Below are 23,047 nucleotides of genomic sequence, written 5' to 3'. Positions count from 1 at the left end.
AAGTAGAAGTTCTCATCTCGCTTCAGAGGGCTAAAACCATCCAAGGATATACTAGGCATGGGAATTAGCGACAAATCTTCAATCAAGCGTCATCTGGGCAAAAATTAAAAATGGGTGAATTTACAGGTATTAATTTAACTAATAGTTGTAACTCACCATGACTCGATGTCTTAAAGAGCGGAAACATGAATTCAGGAATTGACCTCCAAGGAACTTTTATTGAATCCCTCCGGGATTTAGGTATACCAGCAGGAACAGCCAAAGCGATTTGGATGCCACTGCCAATGATACTGATGCTGATTGGGGCAACAGTGGGGGTATTGGTAGCCACTTGGCTAGAACGAAAAATTTCCGCATCTGCACAGCAGCGAATTGGGCCAGAATACCAGGGCCCTTTTGGGTTGCTGGTACCTGTAGCGGATGGTTTGAAGTTGGTATTTAAAGAAGATATAGTACCAGCCAAGTCTGACCCCTGGCTGTTTACCCTCGGCCCAATTATTGTTGTAATTCCGGTGTTTCTGTCGTTCCTGATCGTTCCCTTTGGGCAGAATATCGTTATTAGCAATGTGGGCATGGGCGTCTTCTTGTGGATTGCCTTGTCAAGTATTCAGCCCATTGGTTTGTTGATGGCTGGCTATGCATCTAATAACAAATACTCCCTCTTAGGGGGCTTGCGGGCAGCAGCGCAATCTATTAGTTATGAAATTCCTTTGGCGTTGGCGGTGTTAGCGATCGCTATGATGTCTAACAGCCTCAGCACCGTTGATATTGTCAATCAGCAATCTGGCTACGGCATTCTGGGCTGGAATATTTGGCGACAACCAATCGGTTTCCTGATCTTTTGGATAGCCGCCCTAGCTGAATGCGAACGATTACCCTTTGACTTACCCGAAGCGGAAGAAGAAATCGTCGCAGGATATCAGACTGAATACTCAGGGATGAAATTCGGTCTGTTCTACCTGGGTTCCTACGTTAACTTGATCCTTTCTTCCCTGCTAGTAGCAATTCTCTACCTGGGCGGTTGGGACTTTCCTATTCCCCTCAACCTCATCGCTGGTTGGCTGGGAGTCAGTGAACTAAATCCTGTGTTCCAGATAGTAACTGCTTCTTTGGGGATCACAATGACCGTCTTCAAAGCCTATTTACTAGTGTTTGTCGCCATCCTGTTGCGCTGGACAGTGCCACGGGTACGGATTGACCAACTGTTAGATTTAGGATGGAAGTTTTTGTTACCAGTCGGTTTGGTTAATCTCCTATTAACCGCCGCTCTGAAACTAGCCTTTCCCTTCGCTTTTGGTGGTTAGTCATTAGTCACTAGTTATTAGTCATTTGTACAAATGACTAATGACCAAGGACAAAGGACAAGGGACAAATAACGCTGATAGCTTAAAAAGAGAGAGTGAAACATAAATGCTCAAGTTCCTGAAACAAGTTGGTGATTACGCCAAAGAAACAGTACAAGCTGCGCGTTACATTGGTCAGGGGCTTTCTGTTACCTTCGATCACATGCGGCGGCGTCCGATTACCGTACAGTACCCTTACGAAAAATTGATTCCTGGCGAACGGTTTCGCGGTAGGATTCACTTTGAATTTGATAAGTGCATCGCCTGCGAAGTTTGCGTTCGCGTTTGTCCGATTAACCTACCTGTAGTAGATTGGGCATTCGACAAAGCCAGCAAAAAGAAAAAACTCAACCACTACAGCATTGACTTTGGAGTTTGTATCTTTTGCGGTAATTGTGTGGAATTTTGCCCAACTAACTGTCTATCCATGACAGAAGAGTATGAGCTTGCCACTTACGATCGCCATGAATTGAACTATGACAACGTAGCGCTAGGTCGCCTGCCCTATAAGGTAACAGATGACCCAATGGTTACACCACTGCGCGAACTAGTTTACCTACCCAAGGGCGTCCTCGAACCACATGGACTGCCCGCCGATGCGCCACGTGCAGGTGCGCGTCCAGAAGACCTGGTGGAACAAACGGAAAAATAAATGTCGTTTGTCATTTGTCCATTGTCATTTGTCCTTTGTCCAATTGTTATTTGACCAATGACCAATGACCAATGACCAATGACCAATGACCAATGACCAATGACCAATGACAATTGACTAAGGACAAAAAACAGTGAATCTAGCAGAAGGAGTACAGTTTGTATCACTTGGCATACTGGGCGTGATGATGATTGGGGCGGCCATTGGTGTGGTGCTGTTCTCCAACATCGTCTATTCTGCCTTTATGCTGGGGGGTGTGTTCATCAGCATGGCGGGAATCTACCTGTTACTGAATGGTGATTTTGTTGCCGCCGCACAAATACTAATTTACGTTGGTGCGATTAACGTGCTGATTTTGTTTGCCATTATGTTGGTGAACAAGCGGCAGGATTTTGTAGCATTTCCCAACTCTTGGGTGCGAAAAGTACTTACAGGTTTAGTCAGTGTAGGATTGTTTGGTCTTTTAAGTACGATGGTGTTGGCTACTCCTTGGGCTTACTCAACTGCTCCTGTGGCGGGTGGTGAAAGTTCTATAATTTTGATTGGAGAGCATTTCTTCACTGACTTTTTACTACCTTTTGAACTGGCTTCCATTTTGCTGCTGATAGCGATGGTAGGAGCAATTATTTTGGCACGTCGTGAGTATTTGCCAGACCAACTGACACGATCCGATGTGGGGCAAACTGTTTTGACTTTACAAGAACGCCCCAGAGAACTGGTATCAACAACCAGTGAAACGAAAGAGTAATATTTGCGACCTTATTCGCAGATAAACAGCCAGATTTTTCAGGAGAGATACTTAGATTCATGCAACTCCAGTACTTTTTATTACTAGCAGCAGCTTTATTCTGCATCGGCATCTACGGTTTAATTACCAGTCGCAACGCTGTGCGGGTGCTGATGTCAATTGAGTTACTGCTCAATGCTGTTAATCTGAATTTAATGGCATTTTCCAACTTCCTCGACTCAACATTAATTAAGGGTCAGGTTTTCACAGTATTTGTGATTACCGTGGCCGCAGCCGAGGCGGCGGTGGGTTTAGCGATCGTGCTTGCCATTTATCGCAACCGCGATACCGTCGATATGGAGCAGTTTAATCTCCTGAAGTGGTAACTGTGCGTGCAACTAAAGCAGGTAATCATTGCTTATAAAGCGCGGGATGCCCGGAGTAAACAATGGGCAGAAATCTGTGCTAAACAACTAGAAAGTCGCGAGTGCCATGTGTTGATGGGGCCTAGCGGGCCGAAAGACAACCCCTATCCTGTCTTTTTGGCTTCAGCGGGTCAACCAATCGATCTCGCTTTGGTACTCGGTGGCGATGGTACTGTTTTAACTGGTGCCAGACATTTAGCCCCAGCGGGCATCCCTATTCTGGGAGTGAATGTGGGAGGTCATCTGGGGTTTTTAACTGAGTCAGTGGAAGAGTTTCAGGATACGGAGAAAGTTTGGGATCGGCTGTTTGAGGATCGCTATGCTATCCAACGACGGATGATGTTGCAAGCTGCGGTGTATGAGGGTCATGGATCTAATTTGGAACCAGTGAGTGAACATTACCTGGCTTTGAATGAATTCTGTGTCAAACCCGCCTCCGCTGACCGAATGATTACTTCAATTCTGGAAATGGAAATTGACGGTGAGGTAGTCGATCAATACGTCGGGGATGGGTTGATTATTTCGACTCCTACAGGTTCTACTGGTTATACCGTTTCTGCTAATGGGCCAATTATGCATGATGGTATGGAGGCGATTACTGTTACTCCCATTTGTGCAATGAGCCTTTCTAGTCGCCCCCTCGTTTTACCCCCTGGTTCTGTGGTGAGTATTTGGCCTTTGGGGGATTACGATTTGAGTACCAAGCTGTGGACAGATGGAGTGTTGGGGACTTCGATTTGGCCAGGACACCGCGTTGATGTGCGGATGGCAGATTGTCGGGCTAAATTTATTATTTTGCGCGAGAACAATTCCTACTATCAGACGCTACGGGAGAAGTTGCTTTGGGCAGGTACAAGAGTTCACTACAGCAATAATCACCGTAATTAATTAAGTATTTTAGAGTGCATCTACCGCAGATTGCGTAGGCGTAGCCCGTCGTAGACATCGCGTACCCACCAACACCGCAAGCATCGCAACCAAAATTATTCAAGCCCCTGGATTCATCCGGGGGTTTTCTGCCCTTACTTTCTTTGCTGATACCAATTCAATTAATGATTGCAACACATCTTTGCTAAAGACGCGATGAATCGCGTCTCTACAAATGGTCTATTTGTCGCATTCTTTTTTCAAATTGGTATGACTTGTATTTATAGCGTATATCAAAGAAAAATTTTGTATCTTATTGCCAGATTTTTTGGGAATTAATGTCCATAATAAAAGCACTCTACCTCTAATCCAAGAGAGTAAAAAATCTCTGTAGAGGATCTTTTATCGAAAACCGCCTCAATCACGCTTCGACACATTAATGCATAATGTGAGCTATTTGTATAGTGCCTAAATCCTAGTAGAATATTTTCGCAAATCTAAGTAGGAAGATAGATGGAAGTTTCTGGACGCAACATCAATTACTCACTGAATCCTCCTCCCACTCTTGAAGATTTTCCCGTCCTTCAAACTGAAAAATATACCCTACGCCTGGCATCAACCAAAGAAGAACTAGAATCAATTTTTCGGTTGCGCTTTGAAGTTTTTAATCTTGAACTGGGTTTAGGATTCTCTACTTCTAACTTTACCCAGATGGATATAGATAAGTTTGATGCGGTTTGCCATCATTTAATCTTGATCTCCAGACAAACGGGTAAAACCATTGGAACTTATCGGATGCAAACCTATACAATGGCTTCTCAAAGACTAGGCTTTGATGCTGCCGATATATTTAATCTTAATGCGATTCCCACTTCTGTGCTTCAGGCATCAGTTGAGGTTGGGCGTACATGTATAACTAAAGAATATCGCAATAGTCAGGCACTTTTACTACTCTGGGAAGGGCTGGCAAATTATCTCATCTGGAGTAAAAACCAATATTTCTTTGGCTGTGCATCATTACTAACACAAAGTCCCTGGCAAGCTACTTGCGCTTATGATTATTTTCGGCAGAATGGCTTGATGCATCCAAGTATTTTGGTTTATCCAAATTCACAATTTTGTCTAGAACTGCCTCAAAATTGTCTAGATTCATATACTGTTGAAATTCCTAAAATTTTGCAGGCATACTTGAACATTGGAGCGAAAATATGCAGCCTTCCAGCTATTGATCGGCAGTTTAAGACTATTGATTTTTTAACTATATCTAATATTGCAGACTTTGTGAGATGGCGCTATCCAAATCCTCTCAAAAAACCCTTACCACTGAGGATTTTTCAAGATTAATTCTACTGCTGCCGCGTTATCCAATGGACGCGAGAAAAAATATCCTTGTCCACATTCACAGTTCAAGTTTCTCAGAAATGCTAGCTGCTCTTTTGTCTCCACTCCTTCGGCAGTTACATCCATACCTAATTTGTGTGCCAGTGTAATAATTGTCTCAATAATTTCTAAATTCTTGCCATTACCATCTGTTGGGCTGACAAAAGAACGGTCAATCTTTAACACACTAATCGGAAAGTTATGGAGACGACCTAATGAAGAGTAGCCTGTACCGAAATCATCGATTGATAACTCAATGCCCATCTTCCGAAGTTCTGAGAGGGCGGCATTTGCCTCATCGCCATTTTCTAGAATTGCACTTTCAGTAATTTCTAACATGAGACTGCCAGCATCAAGACCAGTAGAGTGTAAAATTTGCCCAATTTGTTCAATCAAATCCGGTTGAGAAAATTGCTTGACTGAGAGATTGACGCTGATTTTTTCTAACGAGTTTATCCGATGGCTCAACCGCCAATTTTGCATTTGGCAGCACGCTTCATGTAGTGCCCAATAGCCAATCTTGACAATCAGTCCGGTTTCTTCTGCTAGGGGGATAAAATCTGTTGGACAAATCAAACCACGCTCAGGATGTTGCCAGCGCAGCAGAGCCTCAAAGCCTAAAATTCTGCCATTAGTGAGGGAAACAATCGGTTGATAATAAAGCTGAAACTCGTGGCGTTCGATCGCTCGCCGTAGATCGTTCTCTAACTGCAATCTGACCAGAGCGTTAGTATACATCTCTGGGTTGAATACTTCATAGCGGGCTTTGCCCAGCACTTTGGCTCGGTACATAGCCGTATCAGCGTCCCTTAGCAAGTTTTCTGGTTGGTCATAGTCTACTGTCGAACTCAGAGCGATGCCAATACTTGCTGTTGTAAATACTTCTTGCCCGTCAAGCTCAAGGGGTAATGTCAGTTCTTGTTGAATTCGTTCAGCTACTTTGATGGCATCTGAGAGACTCTGGATTTCGTCAAGCAGGATTGTAAATTCGTCTCCCCCAAGCCGTGCGGCTGTATCCGTAGAGCGTACACATACTTCTAATCTATTGGCAATAGCAATTAGAAATTGATCTCCTTTTAGGTGTCCTAAGCTGTCATTGATCACCTTAAACCGATCCAGGTCGAGGAATAGCACAGCAAATAAATAATTCTCCTGCTGCTTGGCTCGCTGGAGTGTGTTTTTTAAGCGCTCTATAAAGAAAGCTCGGTTGGGTAAACCTGTCAGTGCATCGTGAAACGCATTATGTCGTAACTGTTCTTCTGCCTGCTTACGCTCGTTAATTTCAGCTTCTAACTGCCTGTTAGCCTCTAATATTCCAGCAAATGACTCTTGTAATTGAGTAGCCATTTGATTATGAGCCTGAGCAAGAACTCTTAGTTCGTTGATACCCTCTACTGTAACGGTTTGGTCTAACTTCCCATTGGCGATTTCCTTAGAGGCAACGCTCAAACAGAGAATTGGTTCAGTAATCCAATGAGAAGTAATCACTCCTATGACTGTAGCTATTATCAAAGCTCCGAAACACAGTAAAATAGTGGTTCGGGTGTTGGCTTGGATATGCTCCATAAAGTCGGCTTCTGGAACCACCACGATAATCACCCAATTTAGCCCACAGTCAGCTGCAAAGGGCATTAACTGTACGAATTGCCGCTTATGATCAATTTCAAATTCTAGCTGTTGGCTAGAAGAAATGTTTCTAAAGTTACCAAATTGTGACTGCAAATACTGTGTTGTCAGCTGAGTGATCCGATCGCTACTGGCGATCGCTTTGAGCCGTTTTGATGTCTTTTTTCCTCCCTTATAACTTAGGATAAATGGTTGCTCCGCCGTTGAAGTTGCTACTAACTCTCCAGAATGCTCGACAATAAATGTCTTTCCTGAGCGACCAATCTTTAAACTGTGCAAAAACTCACTCAGTTGCGAAAGAGATAACGTTGCATTTGTCACTCCAAGCAAAGTACCTTTCTGGTCATAAAGAGGTTGGGTTGCACTGAATGCTAGACCTGATGAAGAGAAATATGAATAAATTTCTGTGCAAGTAGTTTTACCTGCTTTCACGGCATTTGTATACCAGGGGCGAGTGCGAGGATCAAAGGTTTGGTTAATTTGAAGTAACTTGACAATATTACCTTGATTGTCAGTGGTATAAGTGTAATAATTATCACTTGTTGATTGATCTTTTTTTCGGATGACTAGTGAACCATCCTTAAAGCGATCAACCGAATGAATTTCTCCTTGTGTAGTTGCAAAAGCGATCGGGCTTAAGGGCTTGAATAACTGCATTTGATGCCATAAATGGCGTTCTAAACTTTTTGTATCTTTTAAACTTAACTCACCAATATGGACAGAATTGGCGTTAATCTGAGTAACGAGTTGGGGGATCTCTATATAATCGGTGACATGTTGATGAATCCGAGTCGTAAGTTCATTTTGCAACTGAGTAGCAACATCATTAACAGCTTTCTGACCATTTTTTAATGATAAGAATGCTGTTAAGCCTACAGCAGCAGAGATTTGCATGACGAATGGCACTACAAGAGCTACACGGAGTGGCATCCTCAATAACCCTTTTGGAATCGAACGCAAGAAATTCTGCTGTGGCATCTGTGCGATCTAGCCTCGCATAGGTTAAAAGCAAGAGTTGATTTTGCTCAGAGAGTATTCTCAATCTGCTGATACAGCTACTTTAAACTGCTATCTCGAATTCTGATCAGTCAACAATACTAAGGGCGTATCGCTAAATGCACTATAGCTGTGGATTAGCCTATTAGCCTTACCACAGATGCGGCTACACTTGGTGTATTTTACACTCCATCGATATCTTGGTTTTAAAATTAAGTCCAGTTTTGCGGGATTTGATACAACCTTGCTCATTTGTTTTTGTAGTTAATAAAGGAGAGGTGTTAATTGCCAATCTTCCCAATTAAATTAAAGTACGGTTGGCGATGTTGAACAAATAGGCTCCGCTTGAAGTCTTGGCGATGTCTACTACGGGCGTAGCTGAGACACCTCATCCAGTCCACTTAATCAGATGATTTGAGAAAAATTTTAGGAAAACCACTTATGCGCCATCTCAAATTTGCTCCGAGTTGGTTGCGATTTTTAATTATTTTATTATTGGCGATGGGTATATTGTTTCGCTTTTTTAACCTTGATGGTAAAGTTTACTCTCATGATGAAACTTATACCTCATTGCGGATTTCTGGTTACACAATTGATGAAGCAAAACAGCGACTTTTTAATAATCGCGTCATTGGCGGAGAAAGTTTTGCCCAGTTTCAAGGTGTAAATCCAGAAAAAAGCTTAAATGACACAATCATGACTTTGGCAAAACAAGATCCTTACCATCCACCGCTTTATTACATAATAGCCAGATTGTGGATGGAAATATTTGGTAATTCGGTGACGGCGATTAGAAGTTTATCAGCCTGTATCAGTTTACTAGTTTTCCCTTGCGTTTATTGGCTATGCCGAGAATTATTTAATGTGCCGTTATCGGTTCCTGGTGTAGCGATCGCACTCATGGCAATTTCTCCAATTCACCTAGTATACGCTCAAGAAGCACAAGAATATATTCTTTGGTTAGTCACAATCTTACTATCTGGTGCGTCTCTGCTGCGAGCTATACGGCTAGAAGGTGAGCTAGCAAAAAAACGACAACGACCAGATTTATTCGCTATTTGGAGCATTTATGCAGTAACTTTAGCCATCAGTCTTTATACATTTCTTTGGAGTGCATTTATAGCAGTTGCTCACGGAATTTATGTGATCATCACTGCCAAATTTCAGTTTACTGGAACTGTCAGAACTTATCTGCTAGCATCACTGGTAGCTTTTTTAGCCTTCATGCCTTGGATAACAGTTGTAATTGGTGACTTTTTTCAGTTTTTGATTTCAGCAGATAAAACAACCGCGGAGTCATCTTTCATATCTGTATTTCCATTTTTGCTGATGCAGTTAAGCCGAATTTTTTTTGATATAAATCTGAGTTCAGAAAATTCTCTAAGCTATTTAATTACACCAATTTTTTTAACTTTAGTAGGATATTCAATTTATTTTCTTTATCGAACAACTAACTATAAAGTCTGGTCTTTTATCATCTCATTGATTGTAGTACCAGCACTACCTCTAATACTGCCAGATTTAATTACTGGAGGTATACGATCATCTCCAGAACCGTATTTAATACCATCTTATGTAGGAATCCAAGTAGCTGTTGCTTATCTACTAGCTACGCAACTATATAATGGGAGCGTGGCACGCCGGAGCATTTGGCACATAATCATGGCATTAGTGATTATTTGTGGTTTGATTTCTTCTAAGGCGAGTTCTCAAGCAGAAACTTGGTGGAATAAGGATATGAATTATGGCAATACACAAGTTGCCCAAATTATCAATCAGAGTAATCGTCCACTTTTGATTAGTGATGCTTTGGGCAATAATTATGGGAATGTCTTTTCTCTGAGCTATCTTTTGGAACCAAAAGTACGATTTCTATTGGTGAACAACCAAAAAACTCTCAAAATTCCTGATGGTTTCACGGATATATTTTTATTCAATCCTTCAGAGAGTCGGCGCGAAACAATAGAAAAAAAGTATAAATTTAAAACAGATATGATTTATGAAGATAAGTATTATTCGGTCTGGAAATTGGTTAAAAATCGTAATTTGCGCCGACGGAATATCTCACCTAATAATAAATTAACCGCCAGCTTATAATGTGATAAATTTCAGATTAGATGCCTCACCCTGTAACTTTTGGTGATGTGGGTAAATGTTATAAAGTTATTTGTAAAAATTATTATAAATTTTTGTTATGCGGCATCTCAAACTTGCTCTAAATAAGTTGCGGTTTCTCATCGTCATTCTATTAATGATTGGTGTATTTTTTCGCTTTTTTAACATTGACAGCAAAGTTTACTGGCACGATGAGACTTTCACTTCATTGCGGATTTCTGGTTATACGGCAAATGAAGCAAGGCAACAAATATTTAATGGCCGAATAATTAATAAGGAAAGTTTTGCCAAATTCCAAAGTCCAAATATGGAGAAAGGCTTGAGTGACACAATTAAGTCTTTGGAAACAGAAGATCCACAACATCCACCACTGTATTATGTAATCGCTCGGTTTTGGGTGCAAATATTTGGTAATTCGGTGACGGTAATCAGAAGTTTATCTGCTTTGATTAGCTTGTTGATTTTTCCGAGTATTTACTGGCTATGCCGAGAATTATTTAAAGCATCGGTATGGATATCGGAGGTTGCGATCGCACTTATGGCAATCTCTCCTATTCACCTAGTATACGCCCAAGAAGCACGAGAATATATTCTCTGGATAGTGACTATATTACTATGCAGTGCCTCGTTACTACGAGCATTACGTCTGGAATCAAAAAACAAAGCACAACGCATATTAAATTGGGGAATCTATGCAGTTACTTTGGCACTCAGTCTTTATACATTTTTGTTGACTGGATTTGTAGCGATTGCTCATGGAATTTATGTAATTGCCACTGCCAGATTTAGGTTGAATCGGACAGTGAAAGCTTATCTATTAGCATCTTTAGCAGGATTTTTTGCCTTCATACCTTGGATTCTAGTTGTGATAGATAACTTTTTGCAATTTGACAGTTCAACAACCTGGACAAAAATGCAAGTTCCCCTAGAGATTTTAATTAAATCTTGGTTTTTACAGTTGAGCCGGATTTTTCTTGATTTAAATTTTGGGTTTGAAAATTCGTTTAGCTATGTAATTACGCCAGCTTTTTTAATTTTTATTGGATATTCTATTTATTTTCTTTGTCGAACAACTAACTATAAAATCTGGTTATTTATCGTAACTTTAATTATGATTCCTGCATTACCTTTAGTGCTACCAGATGTAACTTTTGGGGGTATACGCTCACTTTCCGAACGTTATTTATTGCCTTCTTACTTGGGTATTCAACTAACTGTTGCTTACCTATTGGCTACGCAGCTACATAGTAAGAGTCTTGTACGCCGAAGAATCTGGCAAACAATTATGGGACTAGTAATTATTTGTGGGCTAGTTTCTTGTGGGGTGAGTTCCCAGGCAGAAACTTGGTGGAGTAAGGTTATTAGCTATGGTAATCCACAAGTTGCGAAAATTATTAATCAGGTCGATCGTCCACTTTTAATTAGTGATGATTCTGGTATTAATTATGGGAATGTCTTTTCTCTCAGTTATCTTTTACAGTCAAAAGTGCAGTTTCAATTAGTAAAAGACCAAACTATCCCTAACATTCCTGATGAGTTCACTGATATTTTTTTACTAAATCCTTCAGATATCTGGCGCAAGCAAATAGAAGCAAATTACAAGTATAAAACAAATGTTGTATATGGTGACAATCATTACTTGCTCTGGAAAGTAGAAAATTTTCACTCATTGGATCAGAATTAGAAGCATATCATATAAAAAATCAGATTTGAGAAACTTTCATTGCGCTTACATTTACTTTTCGCTCAAATAAAATTCGTGGTTTCAGCAAAAGTTTAAATAGCAATAACAACGAATATAATTCTCCTGGTGCATTCTGGTGCTTCCATTGTCCCGGACGACAAAAGAGGATTTCTACAAGTCGGCGATGTTGATTTAAGCTTACTGATTGAAACCTAATACGTACTGTGGAAAATTCATCTTTAAACCCAGTACTCATAACCTCACCAGTTAACTTTAAACTCTCTTCTATAATTTCTATATCTATTGGCTTATTAATAAATAAATAGGCGGGTAACTTTTGATTTAGAGCAATTTCAGCACCTGCTTCAGAAATCATTGTAGTCACACCCCACAAATTTTGATCGCCAACTCTTAGGTGCACTATTCGCCGCAAATCAAACCATTCATACATATCTGCTTTCGGTGCATCTATTAAAATTAATAGGGTAATGCCAATCATTATTAAGTTATAAACACTCCATATCCAACCTAAATTTATACCTGTAATTTGTTGCGTAGTTTCGGGATCAATATTCAGATTTAGCCATAAACTAACGGCAGTAGCGATAAACAAAATTATCAATGGTAGGGCTAAATTCCAATTAAAAATATAGCGATTCTTAACCATACCCTTGGGTGTAACTTGAAATCCTTTTGCAAAAGGATTAATCATCACTTGGATGGTATTTACTGCTAAAGGAAAACATATTATTAGTGAATAAATATCTGATAGCAAAGCTGAACAAGAACGATAATTTAGCCAAGAAAAGGTTGCTAAGTTTACTAAATAGTAAGGTAATAAAAAAAATAACAATTCTGCTCCTGTTGAACGGATAGGAATCACAGCAAAAAATGAATATGCTAATGGGATAAGTAAAAAATAAACACGCGAAATATTACCAAACCAATATAGCAATCCAGCTAAAGAAGCTAACCTTTGCATGAGGGTTAGCCCAGGAATTTTTAAAGGATTAGATTTAATGAATAGCGCCTGGAGTGTACCTTGTCCCCACCTTAATCGTTGGGTTGCATAGCCGATAATATTTTCTGCTGCTAAACCTGCACTTAATTTTTCATTTAAATAAACCAAACGATAGCCTTGAGCAGATAGGCGAATTCCGGTAAAATAATCTTCACTCAAAGACTCAGTTACAAAACCTCCAATCTGATCTAAAGCACTTCTGCGAACGACAAAGGATGTACCAGCACAAATCGCACTACCTGAAGAATCACGACTTGTTTGAATTTGACGATGAAATACTTCTGCTTCATGGGTGAGAACATTTTCTAAGCCTAAATTACGGGCTATAGGATCAGCATTATAAAAGCTTTGGGGCGTTTGTACAAGGGCAACTTTTTCATCTTGAAAAAAGCCAATAGTGCGAGTCAGAAAGTTTTTGGTGGGGACAAAATCAGCATCAAAAACTACAATTAATTCTCCATTTATTTTAGCGATCGCATGATTCAAATTACCTGCTTTCGCATAACTGTTATCAGGTCGCGTCATATAGTGACAGCCCAATTCTTCTGCCAAATCTTTCATTTCTGAACGATTGGTATCATCCAAAAGATAGATTCTTTTCTTTGCATAATCTAGCGCTTGACAACCAATAATTGTTCGCCGTAAGATAAAAACTGGTTCGTTATAGGTTGGTATTAAAATATCAACAGATAGTACAAAGCTACCACTAATTACAGCTAATGATTTCATGTCTGCTTCGCGGTGACGTTCTTTGATATTCAACATGAACAACAGCTGTATAGTAGTATTGAGTAGCATTAACATCTCTGCAAAAAATAACCCTAGACTAAATACTCCATTCAAAGGATCTACTAAATTTAAGGTAGATAGCGATCGCCACAGAATATACCGCAAAGTTAAAATAATTAAAATTCCCACTATTAAACGTTGCGACCAAATCCGGGGTTGTGGGGAGATTTTCGTCACCACAAACACAATTAGCAATAATCCGACAGTGGGTAATAGTAAATATTTACTATCTATTCTTGGCACTTCTAACCACATTGGTGGGTGCATTTGCCAGTAATTGATTTGAGCAAAAACCCCACTAATTCTATCTTCACCAGCGAACCATCCTACTACAATGATGGCAGATAAGAAAAAAACGCCTAATAAAATCAGCGTTGCTGTGTGGAATCGAATAACTTTCTTAGATACAGTATTTTGCGGTGGTTTGTAGCTAAACTTTAATTTTGACATTTCGCCCTTTTGCACCTGAATGTTATCTGCGAAAAAAGCATTTCACCCGATTTTTTTGACGTATCTTTAAAAAAAAATGTAACAACATATTTCTAATAATACTTTATATTACAAAATATTTCCCTGTATTGAAGAATACATAAACTATTCTTGACTAAAGTTCTAGTTTTTTATAAGATATTCAAATATTTGATTGATTAAAATCAGCTAAAAATAAAAAAAATAAATATTAAACAGAATTCTTATCTGAAATTAATTTAAGTAATGGTACGATGCTTTAAATTGTCCTTTGAGATGAATTTAGTGATTCATTGAAAGGTGTTGTATGCAATTAACAGATTTTCTTGGTCTTGTACATCCAGCGATCGCAGTCATATTCGTGTTTCCACTCATCGGTACAGTAGTTAATTTTGCTTGGCAAACACGCCAACGCAGACTGCAAACTCTAGCCGGGAGTAAGAGCAAAATTCCGCCAGTGGTGGGTACAGAACATAAGCAGTTAGGCGAATGGCTAACAAGTGCAGTTGTTGGATTAACTTTAATCGGATTAAGCTATCCTATTGGCAAAAACATTATCAAAAATCAATTGTGGAATCAAACACCTTTTCAAGTTGTTTTTATACTGTTAATATTTGCTGCAACCATCGCCTCTTTAGTATTCCTGTTTCGGGCAAAGCAGCGGGTGTGGCGGGCAGTTTTTGCAACTTTAACTGGTGCAGGTTTAGTAATTCTAGGCTGTCAGGATGGAGTATATCGTCGCACTAATGAGTGGTACTGGTCACATTATTATATTGGCATTACCGCAGCACTGCTGATGATTTTTTCATTAGCGATTGTTCAAGATATTTATCAAGATAAATCTAATCGCTGGCGTATCGTCCATACGATTTTAAACTGTATTGCTTTGTTGCTATTTATTGGGCAAGGTATGACAGGGACACGAGACTTATTAGAAATTCCCTTGAGTTGGCAAGAAACTTATATTTATCAATGTGATTTTGCTAATAAAACTTGTCCAACGCCAAATCCCCAAGTAGTAAAATAGGCGGGGGAGTGAGGGAGCAGAAGGAGCAGAAGGAGCAGGGGGAGCAGGGGAAGTAGAGGAGAGTAATTAATAACCAATGCCCCATGCCCAATGCCCAATGCCCAAATCTTATTTGCCTAATCATTGTAGTGGCAGAGTCACAATTACTGTTGTACCAATACCCTGCTCACTTTCTAATTGAATATGGCCACTATGTAGCTCCACACATTTTTTCACTATAGTGAGTCCCAATCCTGTTCCTTGAATTACGCCTACATTACTGGCGCGATAGAAGGTTTGAAATAGATGGCTTTGGTCTTTGAGAGGAATGCCCATCCCCTGATCTTTGACCTGGAAAGTTGCGAGGCGATCTTTGCAAATCAAATCAAACCAAATAGTGCTATTCGGAGGGGAATATTTGATGGCATTAGAAATCAAATTGGTTAAGATACAATTTAGTAAGTCTTCATCCATTTTGGCTTGGGTCGATTCCCCTTGAAAAGTAAAGATAATGCTGTGCTGACTACCTGCATTAACTTGAAGAATGTCTGTGAGTTCGTTACAGAAATTTTCTAAATTTAAAAGTGTAGGTTTGTATTCGAGTTTGGCTGCTTCTGTTTTACTCAAGAATAATATCTCATCCAAGAGATGAAGCATCTGGTTGATAGCATTTTGTATTCGATCAAAATATTTAGTTTTTCGACCATCAGTTAGTTTATCACTGTTGTATTCAAGGATATCCACAGCCGTCCGAATCGTAGTCATAGGGGTGCGAAACTCGTGGGAAACCATTGCTACAAAGTTCGACTTTAATTCGTTGAGTTCCTGTTCTTTTGCCAGCGCTTGACGGGTGCGTTCTTCACTCTCCCGTAGTTGGTTGAGAATTTCGCTTCTTTCAATGGCATAGCGAATGGCACGCACTAACCTTTGTATAGTCATTTGATCTTTAACTAAATAGTCTTGTGCGCCTTCTGCCAATGCTTGCAGTGCTAAATCTTCATCATCAAGGCCTGTTAATACAACAACTGGGATATCTGGTACTGCTGCCCGAAATTCTTTCAATGTGTCGAGTCCAATAGAGTCTGGGAGGCTGAGGTCTAACAAAACTAGATCGAATCTTCGTTGCCTTCGACTCATTATCTGAGAATTCTCAAGGGTGGACGCGGAGTTTTCCCTGCTAGCATCTATTGCCTCAGATAGCCGTTCAACATGTAACATCTGCCATTGTTCTTGATCTGCATGTAAAAATATCCGGCGTAGCAGATGAGCATCACTGGCACTATCTTCTACTAATAGAATGTGAATTGTGAGCTTTTCCATAGTGCAGGGTTATATCAATTTATTAGATAATCACCTGATTTCCTATTTGTCAGACAGGGTTTAATTCTCTGATGTTGTAGGCAAAAATCTAAATTTGCAAGCTTATTATTTTCGTGGTAATGTTGCTGCTGTCAGCCAGAAATCTTTGATCAACTGTAAAACCTGAATGAATTGGTAAATATCAATAGGTTTTGTTACGTAGCAATTAGCACTAAGATTATAGGAGCGTAGGATATCCTGCTCATCAGATGAAGTAGTAATTATGACAACAGGAATGCATTTAAGATTTGGGTCTGATTTGATTTCTGTTAGCACTTCGCGCCCATCCATTCCGGGAAGATTTAGATCGAGTAGGATTAAGTCGGGACGGGGAACATTAGTAAATTCTTCTTGCTCTCGTAAGTAGTTGATCGCACTTTCACCATCCTCAACCCAATGCAAGTTATTAGGGATTTGAGCATTTAAAAAGCCTTTGATGGTTAGGTTAGCATCACTAGGAGAGTCTTCAACTAGCAAAACTTCAATGGGTCGCAATGCCTGATGATGAATCATGCAGTTATCAGGATGTTATTAAGCAGGTGTACAGTATATATACTAAAGATACCTTAATTTGCGTTCAGGGTAAGATAAAATACTGTTCCTATGCCCGGTTCTGACTCAGCCCAGATGCGACCACCATGCCGCTCGACGATTTTTTTGCAGATAGCTAGACCAATACCTGTACCAGGAAATTCTCGACGAGTATGAAGACGGCGGAAAACTTCAAAAATCCGTTCAAGATACTGAGGTTTAATACCAATGCCATTATCCTGTACCCAGATGAGCCATTCTGAGTGCTGAGTGGGGAGTGCTGAGTGAGGAGTGCTGAGTGCTGAGTGCTGAGTGCTGAGTAAGGAGTGGGAGTGGGGAGTGGGGAGTTGTTCTTCTGCTTTCTCTGGTTCCTTAAGGAGGGCGCTAATGTGAATCTGGGGTGGCTCTTGTCGGCAAAACTTGATGGCATTGCTGATCAGATTTTGGAATAATTGCACCATTTGGGTTTTGTCTGCGAGTAACTTGGGCAAAGGATCATGGGTGATGATGGCTTTGCTTTGAGCGATCGCTACATGTAAATTATTAAGAGCTAAACTGAGTGCAGTATTACAGTCAACGAGAACAAATTCTTGACCGCGAGTCCCGATGCGAGAATAAGCTAGCAAGTCTTGAATCAACTGCTGCATCCGCTTTGCCCCATCGATAATATAAGCGAAGTATTCCTGTGCAGACTCATCTAGACGGTCTTGATATTCGTTTTCTAATAGTTGGGTATAGCCCGTCACGGCTCGCAATGGTTCTTGTAAATCGTGGGAAGCCACATAGGCAAATTGCTCTAACTCTTGGTTAGAGCGTTTTAGTTCCTCATTCAGCTTTTGTAATTCTGCCGTCCGCGCTTGTACTTTGATTTCTAGTTCGTCATTAGCCTGTTGTAGTGCAAGTTGTGCAAGGTTGCGATCGCGCAGTGCAATTTGTTGTTCTGTAATATCTGTGTGAGTACCCACCCACTCTTGAATCTCGTCATCAGCATCTAAGACGGGAACTGCACGCGCGGCAAAAAATCGATAGCTACCATCTGCAACCTGTAGGCGATGTTCACTAAAGTAAAGATTTTTGGTCTTTAGTGCCTGAGTCCACAACAACTCTGACAACTCCCGATCTTCAGGATGAATTGCATTAAGCCATCCCCACCCCTCAACTTGGGCATCACTTTGGCCAGTTAAAGCGATCCAAGACGAAAAGTCTTTTGGCATTCCTTTAGTATCAGCTATCCAGACAGCTTGAGAAGTGGCAACTACCAGTGAGCGATAGCGTCTTTCATTTTCTTCTAGAGCAATTTCTGCCAATTTTTGGCGGGTGATATCTTGAAAGAAAATTGATATTCCTTCCGATGAGGGGTACATCCAATATTCAAACCAGCGGTCAAACGGTGGATAAAATTCCTGCATCTGAATGACTCGCTGTTCTGCCAAAGACTGGAAATAGGCATGATAAAACTGATGTTCAACAGCTTCGGGGAATACTTCCCAAATGCTTTTGCCAATTAAGTCTGCGGGTTGCTTGTTGAACATTTGTCCCGCTCTTTGATTGACGTAGGTGTAGCATGAGTTGCGATCGAGGGCAACAAAGGCATCTGTAATAGTTTCTAAAATATCTGCTAGTTTTGCTTTTGCAGCTTGTTGTTCCAGACGAATAGCTTCTTGTGATAAAGCCTTATTAAGGCGAATTTGCTTTTGCAGCAGTAAGTAAACCACAATTAGCAAAAGGAAACTCAAAGCATACCCCAAAGCAACTACAATCACGATTTGGCGAAAAAGAACATCTGTTAATGCTGTCCGCTGTTGCAATAAAGTTTTTTCTTCATTGTCCATTGCCTGGAGTTGTTCGCGGATCTCTATACTCCGATCTGCGATCGCTATTTGAGTAGATTGATCTAAACGTTCTTGCCCAACCAAATCAATGGATTGCTCAAGCAGGGAAAATTTCTGTGCAATCAGGGGTTTAAGTTTATCAAGCCGCCCTTGTTGGCTAGGGTTATCACTACTTAGCTGTCGGATGACTTTCAGCACCTCATAGACCTTCTGCTTCTCACCTTGATAAATTTCTCGGTAAACTGTGTTTTTGGTGATAATGTAACTACTTCGTGCTCCTTCAGCATTACCGAGGCCGATACGTACATGATCTAGGGCTTTTATGACTTGATGAGTATGAACTACCCATCGCTTTTCTTCCGTCAACCTTTGGATACTTAAGTAAGAAGCTGTTCCGACGCCACACAATAGCAGTAATGCCAAGCTAAAACCGCCTGCAACAAATTTTTCTAACAGTTTGTTCATGGAATACTCGCAAAAGTGTAGCTAATATAATCACATCAGTTTTAGCTCTAATAGCAAGCTGCTGACGACCATTAAATTCAACAGTACAGTGTTATTACGTATAAACAGTACCGTGTTATTACGTAGATTTAACTCTTATGTTTATGCTAATGGATGTATTGGGATTTCGGATTGCGAAACCTGTGGTAAGCCACGCTAACGCACCTATGTAGGGATGATGCAGTTTTTGACACAAAAAAATGAGTAGATAATTGTGGTTCTTACACCACATATCCACTCGTTTTTTACTGTATTAGGTTTACAACTTTCTTGTTAACATTTGGGAAAGTTCAAACTGATTAACGTGACTCAGTTCCCTGATTGGGGCTACCTGCTACAGAATCTTCTCCTGGTGCTTCTGGAGTAGCAGTGGATTTAGCATCACTCTTTTCAGCATCGCCAGTTTTGCGAATACTTTCGTCTACGGGGGTTTGGTAACCACCAGAAGCAGTAGGTGTAGCTTCTTGATTATTAGATTTTGGTTTCTGTTGTTCAGCCATGACTACATTCCTAATTATTTATTCTTGAGATGATCTTAAGAAAATAAGGTGTGTGAGTGTATCTATCCAAAATCTAGTTATGGCTGATTAATCTCTATGTCGGAAGTATTGTTTTGTACTACTCATGTATTTTCCGAGTCACCTTTTTTAGCGCCGTAAGGGAGAAATCCTTTAGTCTTTTGGACTACCTGATACCGCCATCTACTTCCCAATGCCAGAACTGATTTAGTAGGATTGCTATAGTCGGATAGTTCAGTTTATGAAGTTAGCATACACAAACTATATAAATTGATCACTATCTCTTTAACAATTTTGGAAGTAAATTGGTCATGAATGCTGAGGTGGTTCTTCGTTTTAGAAAGAGAAACTGGAGCAAACACTCCACAGCAGAAATGAAAGGTTATTAAAACATGGATTTTATCAACCAAGCACAGAAGTTGGTAGATATGGTTAGGGATAAAGCTCAAGAAGCAGCTAATAATGTAGTAAATGGGATGGATGAAGTAGTTGATGGAATGAAGAACGCTACTGCCGAGATAACTATTTCAAGTGTCCATGCAGTTAATGATTTACAAAATTTGTCAACTATCGCAGCACAATCAGGTTTTCAAACTGTTCAAAATGTTAGTAAAACATTTCAACAAAATGCTGTTGGAGTTGCCGCATCCAGCATGGTTATGGCTGATGCTTTGCAAAATTTACCAAAGACAGCTGCCGAATTAGCTCAAGAGATGCCCAAGATTGCAAATAGGCTGAGATATCGTGCTGGTGTTCGCGTGGGAGACTTACCTCGCTCGGATGCAGATGTCATGAAGCTTTTTGAGAAAATTCCTGGCACATCAAAGCTTGGAGCCAAAGAATATACAATTCGTCAATTTCTTAGAGATAAGCATGGTAGCCACATCAATCCACGTTCTAAAGGTGGATCAAATGCTGCTGATAATATCCTTTGGGAAGTAGGTGTTGACAATCTCCGCCGAGGTGCCAAAGTAATGACCGTTGGCGAACAGTTTTATATTCGGGTTTATAATGCGGTAGATTCTATTGTCAGCAATTCTGGAACAATCGCCAAACTTGGTATTACTGCAACAGGAACAGCTATTCTCACCCAGGTTATAGTAACGGCAATTTCTTACTCTTTGGATCTTTATCGGGGTGATATTACTGTTGAAGAGTATAAAAATCTAATTTTTGAAGCAGCAAAGGCAGCAGGTATTGCAACACCAATTGTTTTTTTGGTTTTGGTGGCTGTGTTAGCTTTATTTCCAGAATTTACAGTCATTTTGTCGGCACCAGTTGTTGTCGCAGGTTTCAATGCTTTATTTGGTATTAGTATTGCTACACCCATCATCCAATCGCTAGTTCGTCATGTGGAAGCTGGAGGTTTTGGGATAGAAACTGCTGATGCTTACAAGAGTGCGTTTGATGGTACTGCGCTCTGAAATAAGCTGTTCCATACTGAAATTGCATAACTAGGGTGCGTGTCTTGCCCGCCCGTAGCCAAAGGTGGGCTTTTTAGTCTATCTGAAAAGATTGGATAGGTTAGTTTATATAGCGCTTCTCAGTTGAGTGGAATACAGACCTAACCCCCAACCCCTTCCCTACTAGCGTTGGGGAGTAAGATTCAAAGCCTCTCTCCTTTTAGGAGAGAGGTTTGGAGAGAGGTCAAAGTGTATTGCATATAAACGAGAACCGCTATATATCACTTTTTGAGTTTTACCTTGTAGAGTAATTCATCTTTAATGCGGTTGAGAATTGAAGTCTCATCCAGGTTTGTCAAAATCCGATTAATTACTGCTTTCGGCCCATCAGGCCCCCAAGTCGCGCCATTGGCTAAATAAACTTTGGTAACTTGTCCAATACCGTAAGAAGAAACACCAGCTACTCCCCCTTGGGTGATTGCCACCGATAGATAAGGGCCTAGCGCAATGCCACCTGTAGCTGTTGCAGAGATCCCAAGTAAAGTTTTCAATCCACTCAAGCCCAAATTTGCTAATAATTCACTCGCACCGATGCCGCCCATACTCAGGGCAATTTTTTGTAGCAATTGTACAGCCCCGGCTTCGGTCATCGAGAAGCCATAGAGTTTAGATAAACCTAAAATTAGAGCAATATCAATGACCACACTACTCAGAATATCTACCACAGTTACGGGATTAAGTGCGATCGCTAATGCCTTAGTCATCACAGCCTTCCAAATCAACTGATTGGCATTCTGCTCCCGAATCATCAGTTTTCGCTCAACTAATTGCTCATTGACAACATCTGCATAAAGCATGGTATTAAGAGCAACCAAGGCTTTACCCTCACGATGCAGAATTTCCAAAATTTTCAGCTTCAGTTCATCGATTTGGGCATTCCCTGTACGCAACTGTATACCCCTCGTACCATCAGGGCGACGAATCGCCGTCTTTACCAATGGCGATGCCGCAGCCATGACAATTTCTAAAGGTGTAAGTAATTCCCGCACCCTTTCATCGCGGATTTTGTGATAAATTGCCATCCGGTCTGCTTCTGGATACTGGTCTACTTTGTTAAACACCAAAATGATCGGTTTACCTGCTTCTCGCAACTGAGAAAGGGCGGTGTATTCTAGCTTCGTCATGTCGCCAGAAATCACAAACAGAATCAAATCCGCTTGTTTAGCAATCTGTTCAGCTAAGGCGGCACGGGTTGCACCATCTACTTCGTCCAACCCAGGAGTATCAATTAATTCCACCTGCGATTGACCTACACCAGGGAGAGTGACTCGCAAAGCACGTTCAGTTTCCCCAATCATTTCCTCGCTGATACTCCAATTAACTCTTTGTGCAGCACGGGTGACACCGTGCAACGGCCCAGTTTCAAATACTGTTTGCCCAACCAAAGAATTGAGTAGCGAAGACTTCCCACGTCCCACCATGCCAAAAGCCGCAATCTGCACCACCATCCGGTCTAACTTTCCCAGCATGGTTTCCAACTCAGCAATTTCCGTCTCTAAGCCGGTTTTTTCTTGGGGAGTGAGGTCGAGATTAGCTACCAAGTTTCGTAGCGCCGTTTGTGCTTGTTTATAATTCAGTTCTGTTTGAATGTCCTCAAAACTGAAAATGGCACTATCTAGTTCTTCTTCCCAACTGAGAGAATTTGGGTCAGTGTTAGCAGAATCGCTTTGATGAGGTTCAGGCACAGGCAATGTCGAAGTCATATTAATTTGAAATTTTGGATTTTGGATTTTAGATTTTA

The 23,047-nt window shown here is 40.6% G+C and carries 17 protein-coding genes; 10 read left to right on the top strand and 7 right to left on the bottom strand.

The window, feature by feature from the left end:
* Window positions 1–185: 185 nt before the first annotated feature.
* From nuoH to ACWATR_RS21510, 6 genes are all read left to right on the top strand, one after another.
* Window positions 186–1,304 (top strand): NADH-quinone oxidoreductase subunit NuoH, encoded by a 1,119-nt coding sequence (nuoH, locus tag ACWATR_RS21535; protein ID WP_114083481.1) that lies wholly within the window; start codon window positions 186–188, stop codon window positions 1,302–1,304.
* A gap of 106 nt (window positions 1,305–1,410) precedes the next feature.
* A complete protein-coding gene (gene ndhI, locus ACWATR_RS21530) occupies window positions 1,411–1,995 on the top strand; it encodes an NAD(P)H-quinone oxidoreductase subunit I (RefSeq protein ID WP_069070630.1) in 585 nt (194 codons plus the stop codon).
* A gap of 133 nt (window positions 1,996–2,128) precedes the next feature.
* Complete coding sequence (locus ACWATR_RS21525; protein ID WP_460336818.1) at window positions 2,129–2,743, top strand: NADH-quinone oxidoreductase subunit J; 615 nt, start codon at window positions 2,129–2,131, stop codon at window positions 2,741–2,743.
* A 59-nt stretch (window positions 2,744–2,802) separates the two neighbouring features.
* Window positions 2,803–3,108 carry an NADH-quinone oxidoreductase subunit NuoK gene (nuoK, locus tag ACWATR_RS21520; RefSeq protein WP_006199065.1) on the top strand — a complete coding sequence of 102 codons (306 nt, stop codon included), beginning with the start codon at window positions 2,803–2,805 and terminating at the stop codon, window positions 3,106–3,108.
* Window positions 3,109–3,114: 6 nt separating this feature from the next.
* Entirely contained in the window at window positions 3,115–4,035 is a 921-nt protein-coding gene (locus ACWATR_RS21515; RefSeq protein WP_435025797.1) for an NAD(+) kinase, read from the top strand.
* A 492-nt stretch (window positions 4,036–4,527) separates the two neighbouring features.
* A complete protein-coding gene (locus ACWATR_RS21510; RefSeq protein WP_435026234.1) occupies window positions 4,528–5,358 on the top strand; it encodes a GNAT family N-acetyltransferase in 831 nt (276 codons plus the stop codon).
* On the opposite strand, the gene ACWATR_RS21505 is transcribed toward ACWATR_RS21510, so the two are convergent.
* Complete coding sequence (locus ACWATR_RS21505) at window positions 5,332–7,998, bottom strand: bifunctional diguanylate cyclase/phosphodiesterase (protein WP_460336812.1); 2,667 nt, start codon at window positions 7,996–7,998, stop codon at window positions 5,332–5,334. The genes ACWATR_RS21510 and ACWATR_RS21505 overlap by 27 nt on opposite strands.
* Window positions 7,999–8,457: 459 nt before the next feature.
* Between ACWATR_RS21505 and ACWATR_RS21500 the strand changes: the two genes are divergently transcribed.
* Window positions 8,458–10,113: a glycosyltransferase family 39 protein gene (locus tag ACWATR_RS21500; RefSeq protein ID WP_460336808.1), complete on the top strand. Its 1,656-nt coding sequence runs from the start codon at window positions 8,458–8,460 to the stop codon at window positions 10,111–10,113.
* Between the two features lie 97 nt (window positions 10,114–10,210).
* Window positions 10,211–11,815, top strand: coding sequence for a glycosyltransferase family 39 protein (locus tag ACWATR_RS21495; protein WP_460336805.1), 1,605 nt, complete (start codon window positions 10,211–10,213; stop codon window positions 11,813–11,815).
* 19 nt (window positions 11,816–11,834) lie between these two features.
* On the opposite strand, the gene ACWATR_RS21490 is transcribed toward ACWATR_RS21495, so the two are convergent.
* Complete coding sequence (locus ACWATR_RS21490) at window positions 11,835–14,075, bottom strand: glycosyltransferase (protein WP_460336802.1); 2,241 nt, start codon at window positions 14,073–14,075, stop codon at window positions 11,835–11,837.
* A gap of 325 nt (window positions 14,076–14,400) precedes the next feature.
* On the opposite strand from ACWATR_RS21490, the gene ACWATR_RS21485 reads away from it, so the two are divergent.
* The gene (locus tag ACWATR_RS21485) at window positions 14,401–15,120 is read left to right on the top strand and encodes a DUF4079 domain-containing protein (protein WP_460336799.1); all 720 of its coding nucleotides are present in this window, start codon (window positions 14,401–14,403) and stop codon (window positions 15,118–15,120) included.
* Window positions 15,121–15,240: 120 nt separating this feature from the next.
* Here the strand turns inward: ACWATR_RS21485 and ACWATR_RS21480 are convergent, their stop codons facing one another.
* The 4 genes from ACWATR_RS21480 to ACWATR_RS21465 form a co-directional block, all read right to left on the bottom strand.
* A complete protein-coding gene (locus tag ACWATR_RS21480; protein WP_460336796.1) occupies window positions 15,241–16,419 on the bottom strand; it encodes a sensor histidine kinase in 1,179 nt (392 codons plus the stop codon).
* Window positions 16,420–16,524: 105 nt separating this feature from the next.
* The gene (locus tag ACWATR_RS21475; RefSeq protein ID WP_460336793.1) at window positions 16,525–16,971 is read right to left on the bottom strand and encodes a response regulator; all 447 of its coding nucleotides are present in this window, start codon (window positions 16,969–16,971) and stop codon (window positions 16,525–16,527) included.
* A gap of 53 nt (window positions 16,972–17,024) precedes the next feature.
* Window positions 17,025–19,286, bottom strand: coding sequence for a sensor histidine kinase (locus ACWATR_RS21470; RefSeq protein WP_460336790.1), 2,262 nt, complete (start codon window positions 19,284–19,286; stop codon window positions 17,025–17,027).
* Between the two features lie 338 nt (window positions 19,287–19,624).
* Window positions 19,625–19,825 carry a hypothetical protein gene (locus ACWATR_RS21465; protein ID WP_181928605.1) on the bottom strand — a complete coding sequence of 67 codons (201 nt, stop codon included), beginning with the start codon at window positions 19,823–19,825 and terminating at the stop codon, window positions 19,625–19,627.
* Window positions 19,826–20,235: 410 nt separating this feature from the next.
* On the opposite strand from ACWATR_RS21465, the gene ACWATR_RS21460 reads away from it, so the two are divergent.
* Window positions 20,236–21,267, top strand: coding sequence for an HNH endonuclease (locus ACWATR_RS21460; RefSeq protein ID WP_460336786.1), 1,032 nt, complete (start codon window positions 20,236–20,238; stop codon window positions 21,265–21,267).
* A 260-nt stretch (window positions 21,268–21,527) separates the two neighbouring features.
* On the opposite strand, the gene ACWATR_RS21455 is transcribed toward ACWATR_RS21460, so the two are convergent.
* Window positions 21,528–23,009 (bottom strand): GTP-binding protein, encoded by a 1,482-nt coding sequence (locus ACWATR_RS21455; RefSeq protein WP_460336783.1) that lies wholly within the window; start codon window positions 23,007–23,009, stop codon window positions 21,528–21,530.
* Window positions 23,010–23,047 lie beyond the last annotated feature (38 nt).

The organism is Nostoc sp. UIC 10890, from assembly GCF_054786515.1.
Note: the sequence above shows the minus strand (reverse complement) of the source record. Positions and strands in the feature narration are given on the sequence as shown.